Genomic DNA, 22,545 nt, shown 5'->3' with positions numbered 1-22,545 from the left:
CAGGGCATTGTTCAGGAGAAAGAGTGATGCAATATCAGGAACTTGCGGATGAGATCGTTGCCGGCGTCGGCGGCAAAGCGAACATTATCAGCGTGATGCACTGCGCCACGCGTTTGCGCTTCAAGCTCAAAAACAGTCAACAGGCGCAAACGGCGGCGTTGAAAAACAATCCTGCCGTGATCATGGTAGTGGAGAGCGGCGGCCAATATCAGGTGGTGATTGGTAATCAGGTTGCTGAGGTCTATCGCGAACTGACCGCACGTCATGCGTTGGACGATCGGAGCGACGCCACCGATAACGAAGCACCACAAGGCCTGTTTGCCCGCTTTATCGATCTGGTTTCCGGCATTTTCACCCCGTTTATTGGCGTGATGATCGCCTCCGGCATTATTAAAGGATTGCTGGCGCTGGCATTGGTGATCGGCGTGATGGATGCCAGCAGCGGCAGCTACAAGGTGCTGTTTGTCGCCAGCGACGGTTTGTTCTATTTCCTGCCAATTTTGCTCGGCTACAGCGCCGGGAAAAAATTTGGCGGCAATCCGTTTGTCAGCATGGCGATTGCCGCTGCGCTGGTGCATCCGATGATTCTTGAGGTGCTACAACAGCAGCAGCAGGGCAACGCGCTGACGTTCATTGGCATTCCACTGGAAGTGCTGAACTACAGCTCTTCGGTGATCCCAATTATCTTTGCCGCCTGGGTTTCCAGCCTGATTGAGCGCTGGGTGCATCCGCGTTCGCCCAGCGCGGTGCGTAACTTCACTACGCCGTTATGCTGCCTGCTGATTACCGTGCCGCTGACTTTTCTCGCCATTGGCCCGGCGGCCACCTGGCTAAGCCGCATGCTGGCCGAAGGCTATTTGTGGATTTATAGCCTGAGCCCAATGATTGCCGGTGCGGTGATGGGCGCAATCTGGCAAGTGTGCGTCATTTTTGGTCTGCACTGGGGATTGGTGCCGATTATGCTGAATAACCTCGCCAACTTTGGTCACGACACCTTGCTGCCGCTGCTGATGCCTGCGGTGCTGGGGCAGGCGGGCGCGACGCTGGGCATCTTCCTCCGTACCCGAGAGGCTAAGCTGAAAGCGATGGCGGGATCGGCCTTCACCGCCAGCATCTTTGGCATCACCGAGCCGGCAGTCTATGGCGTCACGCTGCCGCGCCGTCGTCCGTTTATCTTCGGTTGCATTGGCGGAGCGCTGGGCGCGGCGATTCTCGGTTTCTGGCACACCACCATTTACTCCTTTGGCTTCCCGAGCGTTTTCACCTTTATTCAGGTGGTACCGAACAGTGGCATTGATGCCAGCGTGCTGGCGGCATTCGCCGGTGCAGCGGTAGCGCTGCTGTTTGCCTGCGTCACCACCTATCTATTTGGCCTTAGCGAAGTAGCCGCCACGCCGGCAGCGGCAGTAACACCGGCGCCCGCCGCAGTTGCGCCGCCTGCCAGCCTGACGCGACGCGAAAGCGTGGTGAGCCCGATGGCGGGAGCAGTGATTCCGCTGGAGCAGGTCAAGGATGAAACCTTTGCCAGCGGATTGTTAGGCAAAGGCGCGGCGATTATCCCGCAGCAGGGGCGCGTGGTTTCCCCGATAAACGGCGTGGTGTCGTCGATATTCCGCACCGGTCATGCCATTGGCCTGACCTCAGAACAGGGTGCGGAAGTGCTGATCCACGTTGGCCTCGACACCGTGAAGCTGGACGGACAATTTTTCCACCCCAGGGTCGCGAACGATCAGCCGGTTAAGGTGGGGGATGTGCTGCTGGAATTCGATCTCGATGCAATCAAAGCCGCAGGATTCGATCTCACTACGCCAGTGCTGGTGAGTAACAGTGATGATTTTGTGGATGTATTAACCCTGAGCCACACGGCGGTGAGCGAAGGCGCTCCGCTGTTGGCCGTGCTGAAATAACCAAGGAGTAAGCAAATGACTAAACGTTTCCCGGATGAATTTTTATGGGGTGGCGCGGTTGCCGCCAATCAGGTTGAAGGGGCTTATCAGGAAGGCGGTAAGGGCTTATCCACGTCGGATTTACAACCGAAAGGCATTTTTGGCGCGCGCGTTGAACGCAGCGGTGATGACTTTGGTATCAAAGATACCGCCATCGATTTCTATCACCGCTTCCCGCAGGACATCAAACTATTCGCTGAAATGGGCTTTACCGTGCTGCGTACCTCAATTGCCTGGACGCGCATTTTCCCGCAGGGCGACGAAGCCGAGCCGAATGAAGCGGGGCTGGCCTATTACGATCGTCTGTTTGATGAGATGGCGAAATACAACATCACGCCGCTAGTGACACTGTCACATTATGAAATGCCGTATGGCTTGATTAAAAAGTACGGCGGCTGGGGCAATCGCATCACCATTGATTGTTTCGAGCGTTATGTGCGCGCAGTGTTCACCCGTTTTCAGCATAAGGTGAAGCTATGGCTGACCTTCAATGAAATCAATATGTCGCTGCATGCGCCTTTCACCGGCGTGGGTCTGGCGGAAGAGAGCGACCAGCAGGCGATTTATCAGGCGATTCACCACCAGCTAGTGGCGAGTGGTCGCGCGGTAAAAGCCTGCCATGAAATCGTGCAGGACGGCAAAATTGGCAATATGCTGCTGGGCGCGCTGCTTTATCCATTGAGCTGCCGACCGGCGGACGTGCTGGAAACCCTGCAGCAAAACCGCGAATGGCTGTTCTTTGGCGATGTGCAGGTACGCGGCGCTTATCCGGCGTATATGAAGCGGTTCTTTGCCGATCGCGGCATCACTATTGCGATGACCGACGAAGATAAACGCGACTTGCAAAACACCGTCGATTACATCTCCTTCAGCTACTACATGACCGGCTGCGTCACTACCAATGAAGAGGATAATCAGAAAGCGCGCGGCAACATTCTCTCAATGGTGCCGAATCCACATTTACCGAGTTCTGATTGGGGCTGGCAGATTGATCCAGAAGGGCTGCGCATTCTGCTCAATATTCTTTATGACCGTTATCAGAAGCCGCTGTTTATCGTGGAAAACGGGCTGGGCGCCAAAGATGTGGTAGAAGCCGATGGCACTATTAATGATGATTATCGCATTCAGTATCTCAACGATCATCTGGTGCAGGTGCGCGAAGCGATTGAGGATGGCGTCGAGGTGATGGGCTATACCTGCTGGGGCCCGATTGATTTAGTCAGCGCATCCAAAGCCGAGTTTTCCAAGCGCTACGGTTTTATCTATGTTGATCGTGATGATGCCGGCAACGGCACGCTGGAACGTTCGCGCAAGAAGAGTTTCTTCTGGTATCAGGACGTGATCCGCAGTCATGGTGAAGCGTTGAAATAACGTAGGTGGCGAGGTTTTCGTAGGATGCGCATTGATGCGCACCCTGTTTAAGCCTCGTCGGCATCTTCCTGCAACGCCAGCGTCTCTTTGCGCACGCGTTCAATATGAATCGTCAGAAACATGCGTTCTTCGCTGGAAAGTTCATACAGATATTTCTGCTGAATATGTTGGTCGATTTTCATCGCACATTGATAGGCAAGGGGATATTTGTCGCGCACCACATCATGCAGTGATTCATCCTCGCTCCACACGCCGCGTTTACCCAACATGCGCTGGGCGAAAAACTTCAGGTGGTTGACGAAGCGGTTGTAACTCAGGCTATCGGTGCGGTAATCGAGCTGCAGCCGATACTTCACGATATGCAGAATCTCCTGCATAAACTGCGTGATGTGCGAGACATCAGCGAAGTCGCTGCCGAGCTGCGCATTCACCAGATGTAACGCAATAAAGCCGGCCTCATCTTCCGGCAGCATGACACCCAGTCGCTTACTGATCATTTCCAGCGCTTCAAGGCCAAGTGAGAACTCCTTCGGATACAGCGTTTTAATCTCCCACTTCAACACGTTGCGAATCGGAATGCCCTGCTGATGACGCTCAATGGCAAAGTGACAGTGATCGCACAGCGCGATGGAGAGACTTTCATGTAGCGGTTGGCCAAGCTGCTGACGTGCGTTGGCGATAATCAGTTCGCTGGTGGTAATCACCTCCAGCGGAATATCCGACAGCAGTTCGCTGAGCCGTCCGGTTAAAGCATCGCTTTGTAGCGCAAACACTTTCTCGATCTCCTGCGCATCCAGTGTGTCGCCGACGCGCTTCTGAAACGCTAAACCGCGTCCCATCACCACCTGCTCTTTGCCGTTGTCGCCCAGCACCACCGCGACATTATTGTTGAGGATCTTCGCGATTTTCATTTTTCTCAGCCCTGAAAATAAAAAACCTGACCCACCGGGAGGACGGCGTGTCAGGTTTTGCCTGCGCTGAACGCAGTAACAATCTCGCGAGATCATAATCGGCTGAGGATTTCCGACAAGCAGAGCGACAGTTAAATGTGAAATGCATCATGTTTCCTCGGCGATTAATCAGGCGCGTTTGAGCCTGCCTAAACCTTGATAGGTTAAAGCGTAAAGATAGTGTAAGGATTTGATCAGAATTTCTTAAAGTTTGCGTTAGGGGTGCCGATAGTACCGTAACGTTAAATTAACAGGAGTTGCGTACATGACTGGGATTTCAACTTTAGGCGTCGGTTCAGGACTGGGTTTGAGCACCATTCTCGACAAGCTGACCGCGGCCGAAAAACAATCGTTATCGCCAATTTCAAAACAGCAGTCGGCCGCTACCGCCAAGCTTTCCGCTTACGGCACGCTGAAAACTGCGATTCAGACTTTCCAGACGGCAAACAATAAATTAAACGATGCCGCGCTTTATACGTCGACTACCACAGCATCCAGTTCCAGTGCGTTTAGCGCAGATTCCAACGGCAATGCGTTGGCCGGCAAATACACCATCAGCGTGCAGAAGCTGGCACAGTCGCAGACGCTGACGAGTGCGACTCAAACCGATACCAAAGCGGCGATTGGCAGCGACGCAGCCACACGCACCATGAAGTTTGTCACCGCAGAAGGTAAAGAGAAGAGCATTACGCTGACCAAAGATCAGACTTCACTTGCTGCTATTCGTGACACCATTAACAAATCGGATGTCGGCGTCACCGCGAGCCTGATTAAGGTATCGGCAACCGAATATCGTCTGTCGCTAAGCTCAAGCGCATCGGGCACCGCCAATGCAGTGAAATCACTCAGCGTAACCGGTGATGACACCTTGCACGACTTTATTGGCTTTGATGCTGCGGATACCGCAGGCAGCGGCATGACGCAGAGTGTCGAAGCGCAGAACGCTAAATTAACCGTTAATAACGTGGCGATTGAGAGCAGCAGCAATGTCATTGCCGACGCGGTAGAAGGCATCACGCTGAAACTGAATGATGAGACATCCGGCAACCAAACGCTGACCGTCAGCAGCGATACCAACAAGGCCAAGACCGCCATTACGGATTGGGTGAACGCCTACAACTCGCTGCAGGATACGATGGCGAGTTTGACCAAATATACGCCTGTCGATGCGGGTAAAGATCCGGATGGAAAAAATGGTGCGCTGATCGGCGATGGCACGCTGCGCAATATTCAGGTGCAGCTGAAAAGTATTCTGGCGAACAGTTCGGGCTCCAACGTTTACAAGACCTTATCGCAGGCGGGTATTACCACCGATCCAACCAGCGGTAAGCTTAATCTTGATGCAGCCAAACTGACCAGCAGCCTGCAGGTTAAACCGGAAGCGATTCGTGACATGTTCGTCGGCGATAGCAAAAAAACCGGTGTATCGACGGTGATGAATAATACCTTTACGGCTTTCCTTAGCAGCAAAGGCGTACTGCAGGGCGCGACAGATACCATCAGTAAGAAGCTGAATACGCTGACCGATCAGTACAATATCGCCAGCAAACGCATTGATGACACCATCGCGCGTTATAAAAAGCAGTTCACTAATTTAGATAAGATGGTCAGCGTACTGAATAACACCAGTAACTATCTGACAGAGCAGTTTAGTAGTACTACTAAGACGAATAAATAGCGTTTCTTCGGGTCGCCACTGATGGCGACCTGGTGGCAATAAGGTTATTTTTTCTTATTAAGCATCGCTTTTAAATCCGCAAAAGGATTATAGGTGGCTTCACCGACATCCTTTTGCGCATCTTCCCCCGCTACCACGCTGGTGCCGTATTGATCGGCTTCCGTGTATTTAGAGTGCTCGTGGTCATGGCAATAGAGACACAATAACTCCCAGTTGCTGCCGTCTTCCGGGTTATTGGTGTGGTCGTGATCGATATGGTGCACCGTCAATTCACGTAGGTTGGAGTAAACAAATTCTCGCGAGCAGCGTCCACACACCCACGGATAAATTTTTAATGCTTTCTCACGGTAGCCGCTTTCCAGCCGGGTGTAGTTTTTGGGAATCAGAGCCATTGCCGAGGTACCTGTTAAAAGAGAGTGATTTATTTTGATTGCTGCAAACTATTCCAGACAGCAGGGTACTGCAAGTGGCGAGCGGAGTCAGCTATTGGCTCTTAAAACGGGAAGGGGAAATCGTGGCGATTACAGCGTGGCTAGCACTCAGTCCGGTTGCGGGTTCAGGAGCGGGAAACCTCACCGCGCAATCCAGACTGAGTTAACTTCAATTACTCAACTCTTCGGCGAGATTATTTCGCCTGCAGTTCTTTGCGCACGATCTCTGCGCCGGCACTTAACGCATCCAGCTTGCCGCGCGCGACGCCACGCGGTAACGGGATCATGCCACAGTTGGTGCACGGATAGAGCTTGTCGGCATCGACATACTGCAGTGCTTTTCGTAGCGTAGCGGCAACTTCCTCAGGCGTCTCTATGGTGTTGGTCGCCACATCAATCGCACCAACCATCACCTTTTTACCGCGAACCAACTCCATCAACTCCATTGGCACGTGCGAGTTTTGGCACTCCAGTGAGATGATATCGATATTGGATTTCTGCAGTTTAGGGAAGATCTCTTCATACTGGCGCCACTCTGTACCCAGCGTCTTTTTCCAGTCGGTATTGGCTTTGATGCCATAACCGTAGCAAATGTGCACAGCGGTTTCACACTTAAGCCCTTCGATGGCTCTTTCCAGCGTGGCAATGCCCCACTCATTCACTTCATCAAAGAAAACGTTAAATGCGGGTTCATCGAACTGAATAATATCGACACCCACCGCTTCTAATTCTTTGGCCTCTTCATTGAGGATTTTAGCGAATTCCCACGCCAGCTTTTCACGGCTTTTATAGTGGTTATCATACAACGTATCAATCATGGTCATAGGACCAGGCAGCGCCCATTTAATCGGTTGGTCAGTTTGGGAGCGTAAGAATTTAGCATCCTCAACAAACACCGATTTTTGGCGGCTTACCGGACCAACCACGGTTGGAACACTCGCTTCATAGCGATTACGGATTTTAACAATTTCACGCTTCTCAAAATCAACGCCGTTGAGGTGTTCAATAAAGGTAGTGACAAAGTGTTGGCGCGTTTGCTCACCATCACTAACAATATCGATACCCGCCTGTTGTTGATCTTCCAGACATAAACGAAGCGCATCTTGTTTGCCGTCGATTAATTCCTGATCTTGCAATTTCCACGGTGACCACAGCGTCTCCGGCTGAGCAAGCCAGGAAGGTTTAGGCAAACTGCCCGCAGTGGACGTCGGTAATAATTTTTTCATCGCAGGTGACCTTATTTTTTTATCAATCAAAGAACGGAATTGGCAAACCATTGCTCAAGAATAGTTTGATATGGTTTGATGAAGTTCTCTTCAGTGAACTTTCCTTGTTCAATAGCCAACTGGCTACGTTCTTCTCGATCATAAACAATCTGAGTTAACGAAAAATCGAGGTGGTTCAGGCTTGGCTGATAGTATTTTCCGGCTGCAGAGTTAGCGTTGTAGATCTCAGGACGATAGATCTTTTGGAAAGTCTCCATCGTGCTGATGGTACTGATCAGCTCAAGATTGGTGTAACCACTGAGTAAATCGCCATGGAAATAAAATGCTAAAGGCGCAACGCTGTTAGCAGGCATGAAATAACGCGCACGTAATCCCATTTTGCCGAAATATTCATCCGTCAGGGAGAGTTCATCCTGCTGATACTCTACGCCGAGTACCGGATGTTCATTGCCGGTACGATAATAGGTGTTTTTGCTTGAAACGCTGAGGCAGATAACCGGCGCTTTTTTGAAGTTATTTTTATACGCCTCCGAGTTAACAAAATATTTGAAGACGTTGCCATGCAGTTCACCAAAGTTATCCGGGGTGCGGAACTCTGGATGATTTTTATTATGCTCGGACAGCAATACGCTGAAGTCATAGTCGCGCACGTAAGACGAGAAGTTATTGCCAACAATGCCTTCAATACGTTCATTGGTTTTTTTATCAACGATATTGGTTTTCAATATCTCAATCACCGGGAAGGTATTGTCATTGCCTGCTGTAGCGATCTTTAACTCAACGGAGACGATTTCGAGTTCAACAGCGTAACGATCCGCTTTGGGGTTATCCCAATGCGCCAGAGAATTGAAGCGGTTATCAATCATCACTAAAGCGTTGCGTAAATTATCCTGGCGTTTTTCGCCCCGCGCTAAATTCGCAAAGTTGGTGGTGATACGCGTGTTCTCGGAAGGATTATAATTTTCGTCGAAACGCAGCGTCTTCACAGCAAAGTCAAAATGGTTAGTCATCGCAATCTGGCACCTTAGTGTCGAATATCAAGCCTGATTGACTTGCAGGATTTCCCAGCTTTTCTTCGCTGGTACTCTCAGGGAGTAGGCTTGATATTATTTTAAGTTATTAACAATGCATCTTTTATGCCTCAGTCTCTGGGTGAAAAAAAGTGATTTAATTTCAACGAACATGAACGAATTTCATGATGGCGTGCAGGATGAGGTATGGAGCAGATGCAGTAGGAGCCAAAATCCCAGTTTATGGCTAGCGATACTGCGAAATAGCAAAGGTGTTTGCCCAGCGCTGGCAGAGGTTGATGACTTAGGAAGCTTTGGCGCCATACACCATCTACAACATATTGTTACATTATAACATGCTCATTCTTCTCGCTAGATTGAACCCATTCTCAACCTCGTCGTCTCAGCAATGGCACGTTTTTTACAGGGAACGAATTAATCTAGTTACACTAATAATGAGGCAAAGATGTTTAAACGGGGTTGGCTTGAGCAATTTTACGTACCGGGATGGGTATCGTTGTATGTCGGCATTTTACTTAATATTCCTATTTTCATTCGTCGCTATCATCAACTGCAATTTGACAATGTTCTGTCGGTCATCATTGAAGTCGTCGCCGCATTTTGTTTGGTGATGTTTTTAACCCTATTAATGTCATTAACCGGCAAGATGATTTCTCGGCTATTGATGACGCTGCTGGTGATATTTTCTAGCGCCGCCAGCTACTACATGATCTTTTTCAATATTGATATTGGCTATGGGATTATTGCTGCGGTGCTGGCAACGGATTCGATTGATCTCTCAAAGGAATCCATTGGCTGGCATTTCATCTTGTGGCTGGTGGCGGTCAATATTATTCCGTTATGGCTGATTTGGCGTGGATTACGCACCAGCTCAGCTGCCACGATTAATAAAAAACGTTACTGGTCTTATAAAACCGTTGCCATTCTGGTTGCTGCAATGGGTTGTTGGTTACCGCTCAACCTGATGGGTAAAATGCAAGATGAGCAAGACAAACACAACAATCGCATGATGGCCAGCTACGGCGGTATCGTGGCCGGGACCTATTCTCCTTCGAATTGGTTATCAGGCGTGGGATTACTGGCTTACAGTTCCTACAGCCAGGCGGAAGATAATCAAAATCTTTACGACCCAACGGATCATTATCGCTATAACCCGCCCAAGGATGCTGACAACCTTTATATCGTGTTTGTGATTGGCGAGAGCGCACGCCGCGATCATATGGGACTTTACGGTTATGACCGTGACAACACGCCTTATCTCGACCATGAAAAAAATCTGGTTCACCTCCAAGGTTATTCCTGTGATACCTCAACTAAACTCTCGCTGCGCTGCATGTTTGTGCGCGAAGGCGGGGCGTCAGAAGCACCGCAGCGAACGCTGAAAGAGATGAACGTATTCACGGTAATGAAGAAACAGGGCTTTTCTGAAGAACTCTATTCTATGCAGAGTGAAGCCTGGTTCTATAACAAAGTTATGGCAGACAGCTATGCATTACGGGAATCTATTCAGGCGGAAAAACGCCATGTAGGGCAACCGGTGGATGATATGGCTTTAGTCACGGAACTCCAGGATTCTATTCAGCGCCATCCTCAGGGCAAGCATATCGTTATTCTGCATACTAAAGGTTCGCACTATCTTTATACGGAACGTTATCCTCGTGCATTTGCGCGTTATCAACCGGAGTGCCAGGGCATTGATGATGCATGCAGTACGCAGGAGATGATTAATTCGTATGACAATAGTATTTTGTATACCGATTACTTTCTTAAGCAGACGTTTGATAGCCTGAAAGATAAAAATGCCATTGTCTTTTATGCCTCCGATCATGGTGAATCGATTTCCGATAACCTGCATTTCCACGGCACGCCGCGTGACCATGCACCTATGGCGCAGCGCACTATTCCAATTATGGTTTGGGCCTCGGATAAATTCCTGAGTAATAAGGATCACAAAGCCTCGTTCGCACAATTAGAGCAGCTGCAAAATAATAAAACGCCGGTGTTTCACGAGAAGCTATTCGACACTATTTTAGGCTGTTCTGGCTTTACTTCTCCTGATGGTGGTATTAATCCGGCGAGAAACTGGTGCGCCCATACGGAATAGGGGTTATTGCTGCATAGCGTGACTGAGGGGAAAGTGGCTATCATCGCTTCCCCTCTTACGGTCACCAGGCTGGCACAGCCGCGGACATTCCAGCTATAATCCCCCAAATTCTTCAACCGGTTCAGACCTAACAATGACAAAACTCACCTTACAAGAGCAGATGCTTAAAGCTGGATTAGTCACCAGCAAAAAGATGGATAAAGTGCAAAGAACGGCCAAAAAATCACGCGTTCAGGCGCGTGAAGCAAGAGAGGCCGTTGAAGAGAATAAAAAAGCGCAGCTTGAGCGCGATAAGCAGCTGAGCGAACAACAAAAGCAAGCGGCCTTATCCAAAGAGTATAAGGCTCAGGTGAAGCAACTGATTGAAATGAACCGCATCGACATTTCGAAAGGCAATATTGGTTTCAACTTCACCGACGGTAATTTAATTAAAAAAATAATGGTGGATAAAACCACCCAGGCTCAGCTGATTAGTGGTCGTCTGGCCATTGCGCGTTTGGTGGTTGATAACAATGGTGAGAGTCAATACGCCATCATTCCCGCCAGCGTAGCCGATAAAATTGCGCAACGAGATGCGAACAGCATTGTCTTAAACAGCGCCCTGAGTCAGGAAGAGCAGGATGAAGAAGATCCGTACGCTGATTTCAAAGTGCCTGATGATTTGATGTGGTAATCCCGTTAATTGTGCTTCAGAACGGGCTGTTGCTGCGTGCAGTTATCCACTCTGCCGTGATGGGATGAACAAAATGCAGCGCGCTGGCGTGCAGCATCAGCCGTGAGGTTAGTTCGGTCCCCGGCAACAGGCGGCCGCCATACAGGTCACAGCCCCAAATCGGGTGGCCCAGCTGCTGGCAATGAATACGCAGCTGGTGAGTGCGCCCGGTTTCCGGGCTTAACGCAACCCGCGTTAACGGCAGTAACGTCCCATCATCACACTCGTGATAAAAACGCTCAATCACCTGATAGCGCGAACGGGCGGGCTTACCGCGGATGGCGCAAATCGACATCCTGGGGAACAACGCCGGATCTTTCGCTATCGCCGCGTCTATCACGCCCTGATCATGTTCCAGATGCCCACACAGCAGTGCGCTGTACTCCTTGGTCACGCTGCGCTGACTGAATTGCTGGCACAGCGCGGCATTCATCGTTTTATTGCGGGCAATCACCATCAAACCTGAAGTCCCAAAATCAAGGCGGTGAACCAGCGTGCAGCCGGGAAACATTTTTACCAGCCGGTGATGGACTGAATCGAGATTTTGCGGATTTTTCCCGGACAAGCTGAGCAAGCCAGCAGGCTTGTTGATCAGCAGCAGATGTTCGTCCTGATAAACAATCTCTATCTCTTCAGGACAGGGCGGGGCAATAAAGGTATCGATAATGGAAGACATCAGGCTGCCCGGCTGGAAGGTGGGGGCGGATAATAACCAATTTTCCGCTGACTGGCGAATCTGACCCGCCGCAGATTCGCCGCGTGGAAATTTATCGTCCACACTTACCCGGTAGACGTAGTCTGCGCAGGCATTGTGCATTACACTGCGCGCTGAAAAAACTGAGTAGATAACGATTAGGTAGGCGGTAATGGCGATGAACGGAACGATCACAACCTGGTTTCAGGATAAAGGTTTTGGATTTATCAAAGATGAGAATGGCGATAACCGCTATTTTCATGTGATTAAGGTCGCTAATCCTGAGCTGATTAAAAAAGATGCCGCGGTCACGTTTGAACCGACCACCAATAACAAAGGCTTGTCAGCCTACGCGGTGAAAGTGTCACCCGAAAGCAAATACATCTATATTGCTGGCGAACGCCTGAAACTCACCTCGATCAAAAATTACGTGGTATATAGCGAAGAAGTACCGGTCGAAACACGCATTGATAAAGAGAATCCGGTGTTGTCGGTGGGTATATTGATGAACAGCATTAAGCCGAAGAAAGATGTTAAGCCTGATGAAATGCGCACGCTGAAAAAGCTGGCGATCACCACCTTCCAGGGAAGCACGCTCATTTTCTCGGCAGATGAGATAGACGTGGATGCCACGGTGAAAATGCTTAAACTTTAAACCACTATTGTCTATTCCTGCTGATTATTAAGGTGCGCACTCTGCGCACCTTTAAAACCTCGCCATACACTTCCATTCCCTACCGCCGCAACCCCTGAAGCAAAAAGCGCACCTAAGAAAGACCCGGCTTGTAGCCTGAGACGACGCATTATTGGTAATTTCTGAACGTTATAAATGTAGTCAGAAAATATATAATTCGTTTATCAAGGAGTTACAAATATGATACCAGGAAATGTATCACACTCAGCAAATTCCCTTTCCCGTCCCGCTATTATTTCCATTACATCCGATGCTCAGGATTCCGGTTTAATCTTACCCGGCGCAACCACGCTGGATCGCACGCCAACGCTGGCGGGCAGTGCTGCTCCGTTCAGCATGCTACGCATCATGGACGGCGATAATGTGATTAAGGTGGTTGCAGCCGATGCAAAAGGGAACTGGAGTTTTACTCCCGTTCTGGCCAACGGCGAACATCGTCTGAGTGTCATGACGGCAGAAGGCATGCGCAGTGACGAGTACAGCGTTAATGTCGCCGCCATTCATCCACGCGAACCGCAAATCAGCCATATCTATGACAACATCGGCAGCGAAGGGTATCTGCGCCCGGGACAGTCTACTGACGACCAGTCACCGAAAATCTACGGTACCGCGCAGCCAAACCAAATCGTAACGCTGTACGCCAATAATGAGGCAGTTGGCAGCGTGCGCGCAGGTGAAGATGGCAGCTGGATGCTGGCAGAGAAATTGTCGCCGGGCGCGCAGCAGTTACATATCAGTGCTGGCGGTGAATCCAGCCAGCCTTTCAGCATTGATGTGCATGATTCATATGTCGATTTTGTTGGCCAAACGCAGATTGATAACGTTGAGGTATTACTGGCGAACGGCGAATGGGCGCCCGTCAACCACGATGAAACCGTGGGTTCCGCAACGCTGCAGTTAGGCGGCAAAGTGACCTCGCAATACACCACGGTAGAGATTTACCTCAATGGTGAACGCGTTTATCGCGACTATTCAGACTATAAAGGTGAGTGGCACTTCGAAGCCCAGCTTCAGGAAGGCCGCAATGAAATCAGACTGGTGACTGAAGAGGGCGGTAGCAGCGATATTTTCGTGGTTAATTACTCACCGGTGGTGGTTGAGGAAGAGGTCGCGCAGGAGTTCAGTTCACCATTACTAATTGACTTCGCCATTCAGGGCAGCTTTGTAACAGCTGCATCGGTGTTGCTGGTGGGGGTTGCCGAACCGAATACGCTGGTGCGCATTTTTGTTGATGGCAAAGAGATTGGCAGCACGATGAGTAACGCCGGCGGCGACTGGAATGAAAGAGTCGAGGTTAACAGCGGCGGGAATTATAACTTCCATGTCGTGGCGGGCGATCAGCGCAGCGCTGATTTTAGCTTCAACGTCAATGCGAGCAAATTCCCGCGCCCAACCCTCAACAGCATGCTGGATGATGTGGGCGAAGGCGGCATCATCCGCAATAACGGCACCACCGACGACGCACAGCCAAAAATGTCCGGTACCAGCACGCGTAACGCGATAGTTGATATCTACGCCAACAACCTATTTATTGGCAGCGCGAAAGCCAATGAGCAAGGCGTATGGAGTTTTGAACCAACTTCGCCTCTGGCCACCGGTCCGCACCAAATCGAAGTGAAAGCCAACGGTATCACCAGCCAGAGTTTCTTCCTGAACGTCATCCCCGTTGAAGTTGAGCCAACGCCAGAACCGACTCTGTTTATCGACGGGGCCATTCAGGGCAGCGCCGTCACTGCTGCATCCGTATTGCTGATGGGCTTTGCTGAACCGAATACGCTGGTGCGTATTTATGTTGATGGCAAAGAAATCGGTAGCACCATGAGCCAGGCCAGCGGTCACTGGGATGAAAGAGTCATTGTGAGCAGCGGCGGTAATCATGGCTTCTATGTGGTTTCCGGCGATCAGCAAAGCGCTGAATATCAGGTCAACGTCGATGCCAGCCGATTCCCGCGCCCAACGCTCACCAGCATGCTGGATGATGTGGGCGAAGGCGGCATCATCCGCAACAACGGCACCACCGACGACGCACAGCCAAAAATGTCCGGCACCAGCACGCGTAATGCGATAGTTGATATCTACGCCAACAACCTATTTATTGGCAGCGCAAAAGCCAATGAGCAAGGCGTATGGAGTTTTGAACCGACTTTGCCTCTGGCGACCGGCCCGCACCAAATCGAAGTGAAAGCCAACGGCATCACTAGCCAGAGTTTCTTCCTGAGCGTTATCGCGGTTGAAGAAGTTGAGCCAACGCCAGAGCCAACTCTGTTTATCGATGCGGCCATTCAGGGCAGCGCGGTGAATGCGGCATCTGTACTGCTGATGGGCTTTGCCGAACCCAATACGCTGGTGCGTATTTATGTTGATGGCAAAGAGATCGGTAGCACCATGAGCCAGGCCAGCGGTCACTGGGATGAGAGAGTGATTGTGAGCCGCGGTGGTAATCATGGCTTCTATGTGGTTTCCGGCGATCAGCAAAGCGCTGAATATCAGATCAACGTCGATGCCAGCCGCTTCCCAAGCCCAACGGTCACCAACATGCTGGATGATGTGGGTGAAGGCGGCATTATCCGCCATAACGGCACCACCGATGATGCACAGCCTAAAATGTTCGGCACCAGCACGCGTAACGCGGTGGTTGAAATCTACGCCAATAATCAGTTTATCGGCAGCACCAAAGCGGATGCGCTGGGCGCATGGAGTTTTGAACCTGAATCTGCTTTGGCAACCGGCGCTAACCAGATTGTGGTGAAAGCCAACGGTATCGCGAGTCAGAGCTTTAACCTGAACGTCATTGCCGTTGAAGAGGTTGAGCCAACGCCGGAACCTATTCCTGAGCCAGCTCCAGAACCTATTCCAGAACCGAAACCGGAACCGACGCCAGAGCCAACGCCAGAGCCAACTCCGGAACCAACGCCGGAACCGACGCCAGAGCCAACGCCAGAGCCAACGCCAGAGCCAACGCCGGAACCAACTCCAGAACCCACCCCGGAACCCACTCCACTGTGGATCACCGGTGTCTGGGAAGATGAGGCGCAGTCTCAGATCATCGATTCAGGCGCAAAAACGCAGTCAAACGACCTGTTTGTCACCGGTACGGCACCTGCAGGCGAACTGGTGCTCATCTATTCAGGCAAAAATGTTGTTGGCAGCGCAAGGGCTGATGCTGAAGGTAAATGGGTTGCCCAGACCACGCTCACCGCAGGTCAGCATCAACTGGAAATCGCCATCAATGGTCAACGACTGGATTTCCAGTGGGGAGTCCATGTAGAAGCCTTGGTGACCGAACCGGCACCGCAGCCAGAACCTGAGCCGCTGCCAAAACTGGCCATCACGTCAGTGATCTCCTCGGAAGGCAACATTGATGCGCTGAAACAGAGCAACGGCCTGACCGATAAAGAGCCGCTGATCGCTGGTTACGCACCGCCGCATTCCACGGTTGAGATCTGGGTGAATGGACGCCTCTCGCTCACTGAACGTGCCGATGCGAACGGCAAGTGGAGCGCGAGTCGCTGGTTTATTGATGCGGAACATACCCTGCAAATCAAGGTCGGTTCTCTCACCAGCGAAGCGGTGAAAATTACCGTTTCAGCCTACAACCTGCGTAAATTCATTGCCGCACAAGAGGCGAACGAGCAGGAAAATCTGACCCCAATCGTAACTGAACCTGCGCCAGAGCCAGCACCTGCGCCAAAACTGGCCATTTCCTCCGTTATCTCCTCGGCAGGCAACGTGGATGCGGTGCAACAGAGTAACGGCCTGACCGATAACGAGCCGCGCATTACCGGATTCGCGCCACCGCACGCAAAAGTAGAGTTGTGGGTGAATGGACGTTTGTCGCTGACGGAATATGCTGATGCTGACGGTAACTGGAGCGCCAGCCGTTACTTCATCAGCACCGAGCATACTCTGCAGGTCAAAGTGGGTTCGCTGAGCAGCGAGCCGGTGCAGATTAAGGTGAACGCCCACAGCCTGCGCCAATACATCGCAGAGCAAGCCGCAGAGCAGGAAGCGCAGTCGATGGCAGAGACGTTTAGCTACAACGCGTTACTGGCAGATGAAGCGCCTCAACTGTTCCAGGCGTTTAGCACCACCGCTGCCCTGCCAGAGATGGAGTTGGTCATCAGTGACGCGGATATGCAAGTTGAAACCGGCTTAGAAGGGGTTAACACCTTGATGAGCAGTGACACGCTGTCAGCTGAACAGATGCAGGATCTGCTGCAAGCGTAATCAGTTACCCGTCGTGGGCGTCGCTTGAAATCCCTATCGCCCACGATCTTGACCAAGCCGCTATCGCCGAAGATAGCGGCTTTTTTTATTGAAATGTTGGCGTTATGCAAACGCCTTTCATTGCAATCTGCATTGCGAAAACAACGATAAATCAATACCTAAAACCTGAATCTCACCAATCCAGGCCGCATCTCGTATTACCTCAGCGCTTCATTTGAGAAAATTCCCATATAACCCCACCCGTCTTCCTACCGGGCTGGTTCAGTAAACACTCTGGCGGATTGAGACATGACATTAAATCTTACGTTGTTAAACGATGGCGTTGCTTCGCAGCGGGTCACGCTGCCGCAAGGCAAAGCATTCAGGCTTCAGGCCGTGGCGGGCAACCGCTATGTGATCACTCAGGGCGCGGAGAAAACGGCGGCGGGTCCTGAACATCTGTTGCTTAAACGTAAGGGTAAAAACCTTGAGATCCGCCAGCCCGGCGAGGATGAACCGCAGCTGATCATTGTGGATTACTACGATCTGCCCGGCGATGTGATGGGGCTGGATGCCAGCGGCGCGCTGCACGAGTACATTCATGCCGCCGATGCCAGCATTGACGCTGATGCGTTCACCGACGATCAAAGCGCGGTGATGATCATGAGCCGCAGCTCGCAGGGGCCGGTCTCCGCCTATTCACCGCTGGGCGACAACGGCTTTTTAAAAGCCATGGCGGCCTTTGCCGGTCTGCTGGCGCTGGGCGGCGGCGTGCTGGCGCTGCAGAACCAGCACAGCGGTAAAGAGAGCCCGATTCCGGCACCAACCATCGTGCAGGGGCATGATGAGCGCGGCGGCGAATCCGCCAGCCTGCAGCATGGCGCGGTCACCGGCAATGCGCAGCCGGATATCAGCGGCCAGGGCAGCGCGCCGGGCAACCTGATTCATATCTACAGCAACGGCGAATGTCTGGGCTCCGGGGTGGTGGCGGAAGATGGCAGCTGGAAAATTAAGCCGCTGGCTATGGCGGAAGGGCGACATCAGCTGACGGCGGTAGAGAGCACGCCGCAGGGCAAAATCAGTGCGGCGTCGGTTCACTTTGAGCTGCACATTGACCTCACGCCGCCGGCGGTATCGCTGGATAATCTGGCGGATAACGTCGGCAGCCTGACCGGCGATATTCCGTCAGGTGGGCTGACCAACGACACGCAGCCGTGGCTGAGCGGACGCTCAGAGCCCGGTGCAAAAATTGAAATCACCATCAACGGCACGGTGGTCGGCACGGCGATAACCGACGCCGACGGCAACTGGCGTTTCCGCACGCCGGTGATGGAAGAGGGCGCGCAGCGTATCAGCGTTACCGCCACGGACGCGGTGGGCAACACCAGCAAGCCGACTGCGGATTACCGGGTTGAAGTGGATACGCAGATTGCGAAACCGACCATCAGCAGTATTACAGATGCGGTTGATGGCGGCGTGACCGGCGCGATTGCTAACGACGGCACCGGGCTGACCAACGATGCTCGCCCGGTACTGAGCGGCAAGGTCGAGGCGGGCAGCCTAATCACCATTTATGACGGCAGCACGGCAATACACAGTTTTGTATCCACCACCTCAACGTGGACGTGGCAATTCCCGGCAGATTCCGGCTTCAGTGACGGTGAGCACGTGCTGCGCGTGAAGGCGGTGGATAAAGCGGGCAACACATCGGTGCTGTCCGACCCGTTTACCATTAACGTCGACACGCAAATCGCGCAGCCTACTATTTCCAGCATCGTTGATGGCGTGGCGGGCGGCGTCACCGGCGCAATTACTAACGACGGCACCGGCCTGACCAACGACAACCGGCCGGTGCTTCGCGGCACAACAGAAGCGGGCAGCCTGATCACCATCTTCGACGGCACGACGGCGATCCACAGCTTTGTCTCTACCACCTCAGACTGGACGTGGCAGTACCCGACCACCGGGCGCTTCAGCGACGGCGAGCACGTTTTGCGCGTGCAGGCGGTGGACAAAGCCGGCAACACCTCGGTGCTGTCGGACTCGTTCACCATCAACGTCGATACCCAGGTTGCACAGCCAACGATTTCCAGCATCGTTGATGGCGTGGCGGGCGGCGTCACCGGCGCGATTACTAACGACGGCACCGGGCTGACCAATGATGCTCGCCCGGTACTGAGCGGCAAGGTCGAAGCGGGCAGCCTGATCACCATCTACGACGGCAGCACGGCAATACACAGTTTTGTATCCACCACCTCAACGTGGACGTGGCAATTCCCGACGAACGGGCAGTTCAGCGACGGCGAGCACGTTTTGCGCGTGAAGGCGGTGGATAAAGCGGGCAACACATCGGTGCTGTCCGACCCGTTTACCATTAACGTCGACACGCAAATCGCGCAGCCTACTATTTCCAGCATCGTTGATGGCGTGGCGGGCGGCGTCACCGGCGCAATTACTAACGACGGCACCGGCCTGACCAACGACAACCGGCCGGTGCTTCGCGGCACAACAGAAGCGGGCAGCCTGATCACCATCTTCGACGGCACGACGGCGATCCACAGCTTTGTCTCTACCACCTCAGACTGGACGTGGCAGTACCCGACCACCGGGCGCTTCAGCGACGGCGAGCACGTTTTGCGCGTGCAGGCGGTGGACAAAGCCGGCAACACCTCGGTGCTGTCGGACTCGTTCACCATCAACGTCGATACCCAGGTTGCACAGCCAACGATTTCCAGCATCGTTGATGGCGTGGCGGGCGGCGTCACCGGCGCGATTACTAACGACGGCACCGGCCTCACCAACGACAACCGCCCGGTGCTTCGCGGCACAACAGAAGCGGGCAGCCTTATCACCATCTACGACGGCAGCACCGCGATCCACAGTTTCGTGTCGACCACCTCAGACTGGACGTGGCAGTACCCGACCACCGGGCGCTTCATTGACGGCGAGCACGTGTTACGCGTGCAGGCGGTGGATAAAGCCGGCAACACTTCGGTGCTGTCGGATCCGTTCACCATCAACGTCGACACGCAAATCGCACAGCCAACCATTGCCAGCGTGACCGACGCGGTTGCGGGCGGCGTGACCGGTGCGATCGCCAACGACGGCACCGGGCTGACCAACGACAACCGCCCGAGACTGAGCGGCACGGTTGAGCCAGGCAGCCTGATCACCATTTACGACGGCACGACGGCGATCCACAGCTTTGTCTCCACCACCTCAGACTGGACGTGGCAGTATCCAACCACCGCACGCTTCATTGACGGCGAGCACGTGTTACGCGTGCAGGCGGTGGACAAAGCCGGCAACACCTCGGTGCTGTCCGATCCGTTCACCATCAACGTTGATACGCAAATCGCACAGCCATCGATTTCCAGCATCGTTGATACGGTGGCGGGCGGCGTGACCGGCGCGATTACCAACGACGGCACCGGCCTGACCAACGACAACCGTCCGGTACTCAATGGCACGGTTGAGCCGGGCAGCACTATCACTATTTACGACGGTAATACGCTGATTCACAGTTTTGTTGTGTCCGGATCGACCTGGACGTGGCAGTACCCGACGACCGGGCGCTTCAGCGACGGCGAGCACGTGCTGCGCGTGCAGGCGGTGGACAAAGCCGGCAACACCTCGGTGCTGTCGGATCCGTTCACCATCAACGTCGATACCCAGGTTGCACAGCCAACGATCTCCAGCATCGTTGATGCGGTAGCGGGCGGCGTCACCGGCGCAATTACTAACGACGGCACCGGCCTGACCAACGATAACCGCCCGGTACTGAGCGGTACGGTCGAGCCGGGCAGCCTGATCACCATCTACGACGGCAGCACCGCGATCCACAGTTTCGTTTCAACAACATCTGACTGGACATGGCAGTATCCAACCACCACGCGCTTCGGCGACGGCGAGCACGTGCTGCGCGTGCAGGCAATAGACAAAGCGGGCAACACCTCGACACTGTCGGATCCGTTCACCATCAACGTTGACACGCAAATCGCTCAGCCCACCATCACCAGCGTGACCGACACGGTAGCGGGCGGCGTGACCGGCGCGCTGCCGAACGATGGCACCGGACTCACCAACGATGCGCGCCCGGTGCTTCGCGGCACGACAGAAGCGGGCAGCCTGATCACCATTTACGACGGCGCGACGGCAATCCACAGCTTTGTCTCCACCACCTCAGACTGGACGTGGCAGTACCCGACAACCAAGCGCTTCAGCGACAGCGAGCACGTGCTGCGGGTACAAGCTGTTGACAAGGCCGGTAATATCTCGGCGCTGTCCGATCCGTTCACCATCAACGTGGACACCTCGGAGCCGGTCGCACCGGTCATTACCATCGGCAGTGACAATGTCGGAGCACTCACCGAAGCGATCTTTAAAGGCCGCATTACCGATGACACCACGCCGACCTTCAGCGGTACGGCCGAGCCGAACTCGGTGGTGTATTTGTATGATAACGATAACTTCCTCGGTTCGTTCCAGGCCGACGGCACAGGCGCGTGGAGCTGGACGCTGCCCGAACTGATGCCTGGCCTGCACAATCTCACCGCCTATAGCCGTGATGCGGCGGGGAACAAATCCGCGATCTCCGAGCCGTATGATTTCAAACTCGGCACGGTGTGGGATTTCAATGACGGCACCTTTAACGGCTGGACTATCCTTGGCAATTACACGCGCCCTAATGACACATTCGTTAGAGCCACTGCAGGTGGGGGTTATCAGCTGGAGTTCATCACGGCCAGTTCAACAGTTGACTACGGCGGTGACGTCATGAATCTGCAAATCAATGTTCAGGCAGGTGAAACCTATGACTTCAACTTTATTCTGAGTCGAATTACGTCGTATGCGTTGATAAACCCTGCACAATTGGCATTGACGGTGGATGGGGTACCGGTAAGCAGCTACTACACGGTTTCAAGTACGCCACAAAAAGTGGAGGGTTCCTGGGTGGCAACCACCACCGGCACCGTTACGCTGGCGATCAACAACCGCGTCAGTACGGGAAACGGGAATGACTTCTGGATCGATGATATCGCCATTGCGCTGCACAAAGAGGCCGAACCCTCGCCAGCGGTTTCAAGCCTGGCAGATGCACCAGCCATCGCGTCCAGCGAGGCTGCACATCAAATCGATATGAACGAGCAAAACCTCTCCACGCTGAGCCTGAATCTGCAGGATGTGCTCAGTGGCGGCGAAAGTGACCTGTTTATCAATGACGGCAAAATTCAGTTAAAAGTTATCGGAGAAGCGGGGCGTGAGTTGACGCTAAGTGACTTGATGCCGGATGGCTCGGACAGCGGTGAATGGAATAGCGTCGGTAACGTAAAAGTAGCGGGCGTGGAGTATCAGGTGTTCCAGCACAGTAACCAATCGGCGGAACTGCTGGTGCAGATGGGGATCCATACCACGTTAGATAATCACTAACTTTATTTCAGTCTGTAAATTAAACCGCTGCCCTGAAAGCAGCGGTTTTGTTATTTAATCGCTGTAACGCAC

13 protein-coding genes are annotated in these 22,545 nt (G+C 52.9%); 8 read left to right on the top strand and 5 right to left on the bottom strand.

Annotated features, from left to right (window positions below):
• Positions 1-26 precede the first annotated feature (26 nt).
• Positions 27-1,907 (top strand): PTS beta-glucoside transporter subunit IIABC, encoded by a 1,881-nt coding sequence (bglF, locus tag WFL93_RS07020; protein ID WP_336777965.1) that lies wholly within the window; start codon positions 27-29, stop codon positions 1,905-1,907.
• Between the two features lie 15 nt (positions 1,908-1,922).
• A complete protein-coding gene (locus WFL93_RS07015; protein WP_336777651.1) occupies positions 1,923-3,317 on the top strand; it encodes a glycoside hydrolase family 1 protein in 1,395 nt (464 codons plus the stop codon).
• 47 nt (positions 3,318-3,364) lie between these two features.
• On the opposite strand, the gene licT is transcribed toward WFL93_RS07015, so the two are convergent.
• Positions 3,365-4,228 carry a BglG family transcription antiterminator LicT gene (licT, locus tag WFL93_RS07010; RefSeq protein WP_336777650.1) on the bottom strand — a complete coding sequence of 288 codons (864 nt, stop codon included), beginning with the start codon at positions 4,226-4,228 and terminating at the stop codon, positions 3,365-3,367.
• Positions 4,229-4,532: 304 nt separating this feature from the next.
• On the opposite strand from licT, the gene fliD reads away from it, so the two are divergent.
• A complete protein-coding gene (gene fliD / locus WFL93_RS07005; RefSeq protein WP_336777649.1) occupies positions 4,533-5,945 on the top strand; it encodes a flagellar filament capping protein FliD in 1,413 nt (470 codons plus the stop codon).
• A gap of 44 nt (positions 5,946-5,989) precedes the next feature.
• Here fliD and yajD read toward each other — a convergent pair whose 3' ends face one another.
• The 3 genes from yajD to WFL93_RS06990 all read right to left on the bottom strand — a co-directional run bounded on the left by yajD (position 5,990) and on the right by WFL93_RS06990 (position 8,612).
• Complete coding sequence (yajD, locus tag WFL93_RS07000; RefSeq protein WP_007886021.1) at positions 5,990-6,337, bottom strand: HNH nuclease YajD; 348 nt, start codon at positions 6,335-6,337, stop codon at positions 5,990-5,992.
• 233 nt (positions 6,338-6,570) lie between these two features.
• Positions 6,571-7,602 carry a methionine synthase gene (locus WFL93_RS06995; protein WP_007886022.1) on the bottom strand — a complete coding sequence of 344 codons (1,032 nt, stop codon included), beginning with the start codon at positions 7,600-7,602 and terminating at the stop codon, positions 6,571-6,573.
• Positions 7,603-7,628: 26 nt separating this feature from the next.
• Positions 7,629-8,612 carry a DUF1852 domain-containing protein gene (locus tag WFL93_RS06990; protein ID WP_336777648.1) on the bottom strand — a complete coding sequence of 328 codons (984 nt, stop codon included), beginning with the start codon at positions 8,610-8,612 and terminating at the stop codon, positions 7,629-7,631.
• 466 nt (positions 8,613-9,078) lie between these two features.
• Here WFL93_RS06990 and eptB point away from each other — a divergent pair, with 466 nt between their 5' ends.
• Positions 9,079-10,737, top strand: coding sequence for a kdo(2)-lipid A phosphoethanolamine 7''-transferase (gene eptB / locus WFL93_RS06985; protein WP_336777647.1), 1,659 nt, complete (start codon positions 9,079-9,081; stop codon positions 10,735-10,737).
• A gap of 133 nt (positions 10,738-10,870) precedes the next feature.
• A complete protein-coding gene (locus WFL93_RS06980; protein ID WP_007886025.1) occupies positions 10,871-11,410 on the top strand; it encodes a DUF2058 domain-containing protein in 540 nt (179 codons plus the stop codon).
• Between the two features lie 16 nt (positions 11,411-11,426).
• Here the strand turns inward: WFL93_RS06980 and WFL93_RS06975 are convergent, their stop codons facing one another.
• Positions 11,427-12,125, bottom strand: coding sequence for an RluA family pseudouridine synthase (locus tag WFL93_RS06975; protein WP_336777964.1), 699 nt, complete (start codon positions 12,123-12,125; stop codon positions 11,427-11,429).
• A 190-nt stretch (positions 12,126-12,315) separates the two neighbouring features.
• Here WFL93_RS06975 and WFL93_RS06970 point away from each other — a divergent pair, with 190 nt between their 5' ends.
• The 3 genes from WFL93_RS06970 (at position 12,316) to WFL93_RS06960 (ending at position 22,473) form a co-directional block, all read left to right on the top strand.
• Positions 12,316-12,798, top strand: coding sequence for a cold-shock protein (locus WFL93_RS06970; RefSeq protein ID WP_336777646.1), 483 nt, complete (start codon positions 12,316-12,318; stop codon positions 12,796-12,798).
• 219 nt (positions 12,799-13,017) lie between these two features.
• Positions 13,018-17,064: an Ig-like domain-containing protein gene (locus WFL93_RS06965; protein WP_336777645.1), complete on the top strand. Its 4,047-nt coding sequence runs from the start codon at positions 13,018-13,020 to the stop codon at positions 17,062-17,064.
• A 288-nt stretch (positions 17,065-17,352) separates the two neighbouring features.
• Positions 17,353-22,473 carry an Ig-like domain-containing protein gene (locus WFL93_RS06960; RefSeq protein WP_336777644.1) on the top strand — a complete coding sequence of 1,707 codons (5,121 nt, stop codon included), beginning with the start codon at positions 17,353-17,355 and terminating at the stop codon, positions 22,471-22,473.
• The last annotated feature ends 72 nt before the right edge of the window (positions 22,474-22,545 follow it).

This window comes from Pantoea sp. USHLN256 (genome assembly GCF_037149875.1).
GTDB lineage: Bacteria > Pseudomonadota > Gammaproteobacteria > Enterobacterales > Enterobacteriaceae > Pantoea > Pantoea nemavictus.
The sequence above is the reverse complement of the archived record's forward strand: the minus strand, read 5'-3'. Positions and strand labels throughout refer to the sequence as shown.

Excerpts from the sequence above, each read along its gene's own strand:
- fliD (WP_336777649.1), top strand. The coding sequence starts at position 4,533 with ATGACTGGGATTTCAACTTTAGGCGTCGGTTCAGGACTGGGTTTGAGC.
- eptB (WP_336777647.1), top strand. The coding sequence starts at position 9,079 with ATGTTTAAACGGGGTTGGCTTGAGCAATTTTACGTACCGGGATGGGTA.
- WFL93_RS06980 (WP_007886025.1), top strand. The coding sequence starts at position 10,871 with ATGACAAAACTCACCTTACAAGAGCAGATGCTTAAAGCTGGATTAGTC.
- WFL93_RS06960 (WP_336777644.1), top strand. The coding sequence starts at position 17,353 with ATGACATTAAATCTTACGTTGTTAAACGATGGCGTTGCTTCGCAGCGG.
- bglF (WP_336777965.1), top strand. The coding sequence starts at position 27 with ATGCAATATCAGGAACTTGCGGATGAGATCGTTGCCGGCGTCGGCGGC.
- WFL93_RS06970 (WP_336777646.1), top strand. The coding sequence starts at position 12,316 with ATGGCGATGAACGGAACGATCACAACCTGGTTTCAGGATAAAGGTTTT.
- yajD (WP_007886021.1), bottom strand. The coding sequence starts at position 6,337 with ATGGCTCTGATTCCCAAAAACTACACCCGGCTGGAAAGCGGCTACCGT.
- WFL93_RS06965 (WP_336777645.1), top strand. The coding sequence starts at position 13,018 with ATGATACCAGGAAATGTATCACACTCAGCAAATTCCCTTTCCCGTCCC.
- WFL93_RS07015 (WP_336777651.1), top strand. The coding sequence starts at position 1,923 with ATGACTAAACGTTTCCCGGATGAATTTTTATGGGGTGGCGCGGTTGCC.
- WFL93_RS06995 (WP_007886022.1), bottom strand. The coding sequence starts at position 7,602 with ATGAAAAAATTATTACCGACGTCCACTGCGGGCAGTTTGCCTAAACCT.
- licT (WP_336777650.1), bottom strand. The coding sequence starts at position 4,228 with ATGAAAATCGCGAAGATCCTCAACAATAATGTCGCGGTGGTGCTGGGC.
- WFL93_RS06975 (WP_336777964.1), bottom strand. The coding sequence starts at position 12,125 with ATGTCTTCCATTATCGATACCTTTATTGCCCCGCCCTGTCCTGAAGAG.
- WFL93_RS06990 (WP_336777648.1), bottom strand. The coding sequence starts at position 8,612 with ATGACTAACCATTTTGACTTTGCTGTGAAGACGCTGCGTTTCGACGAA.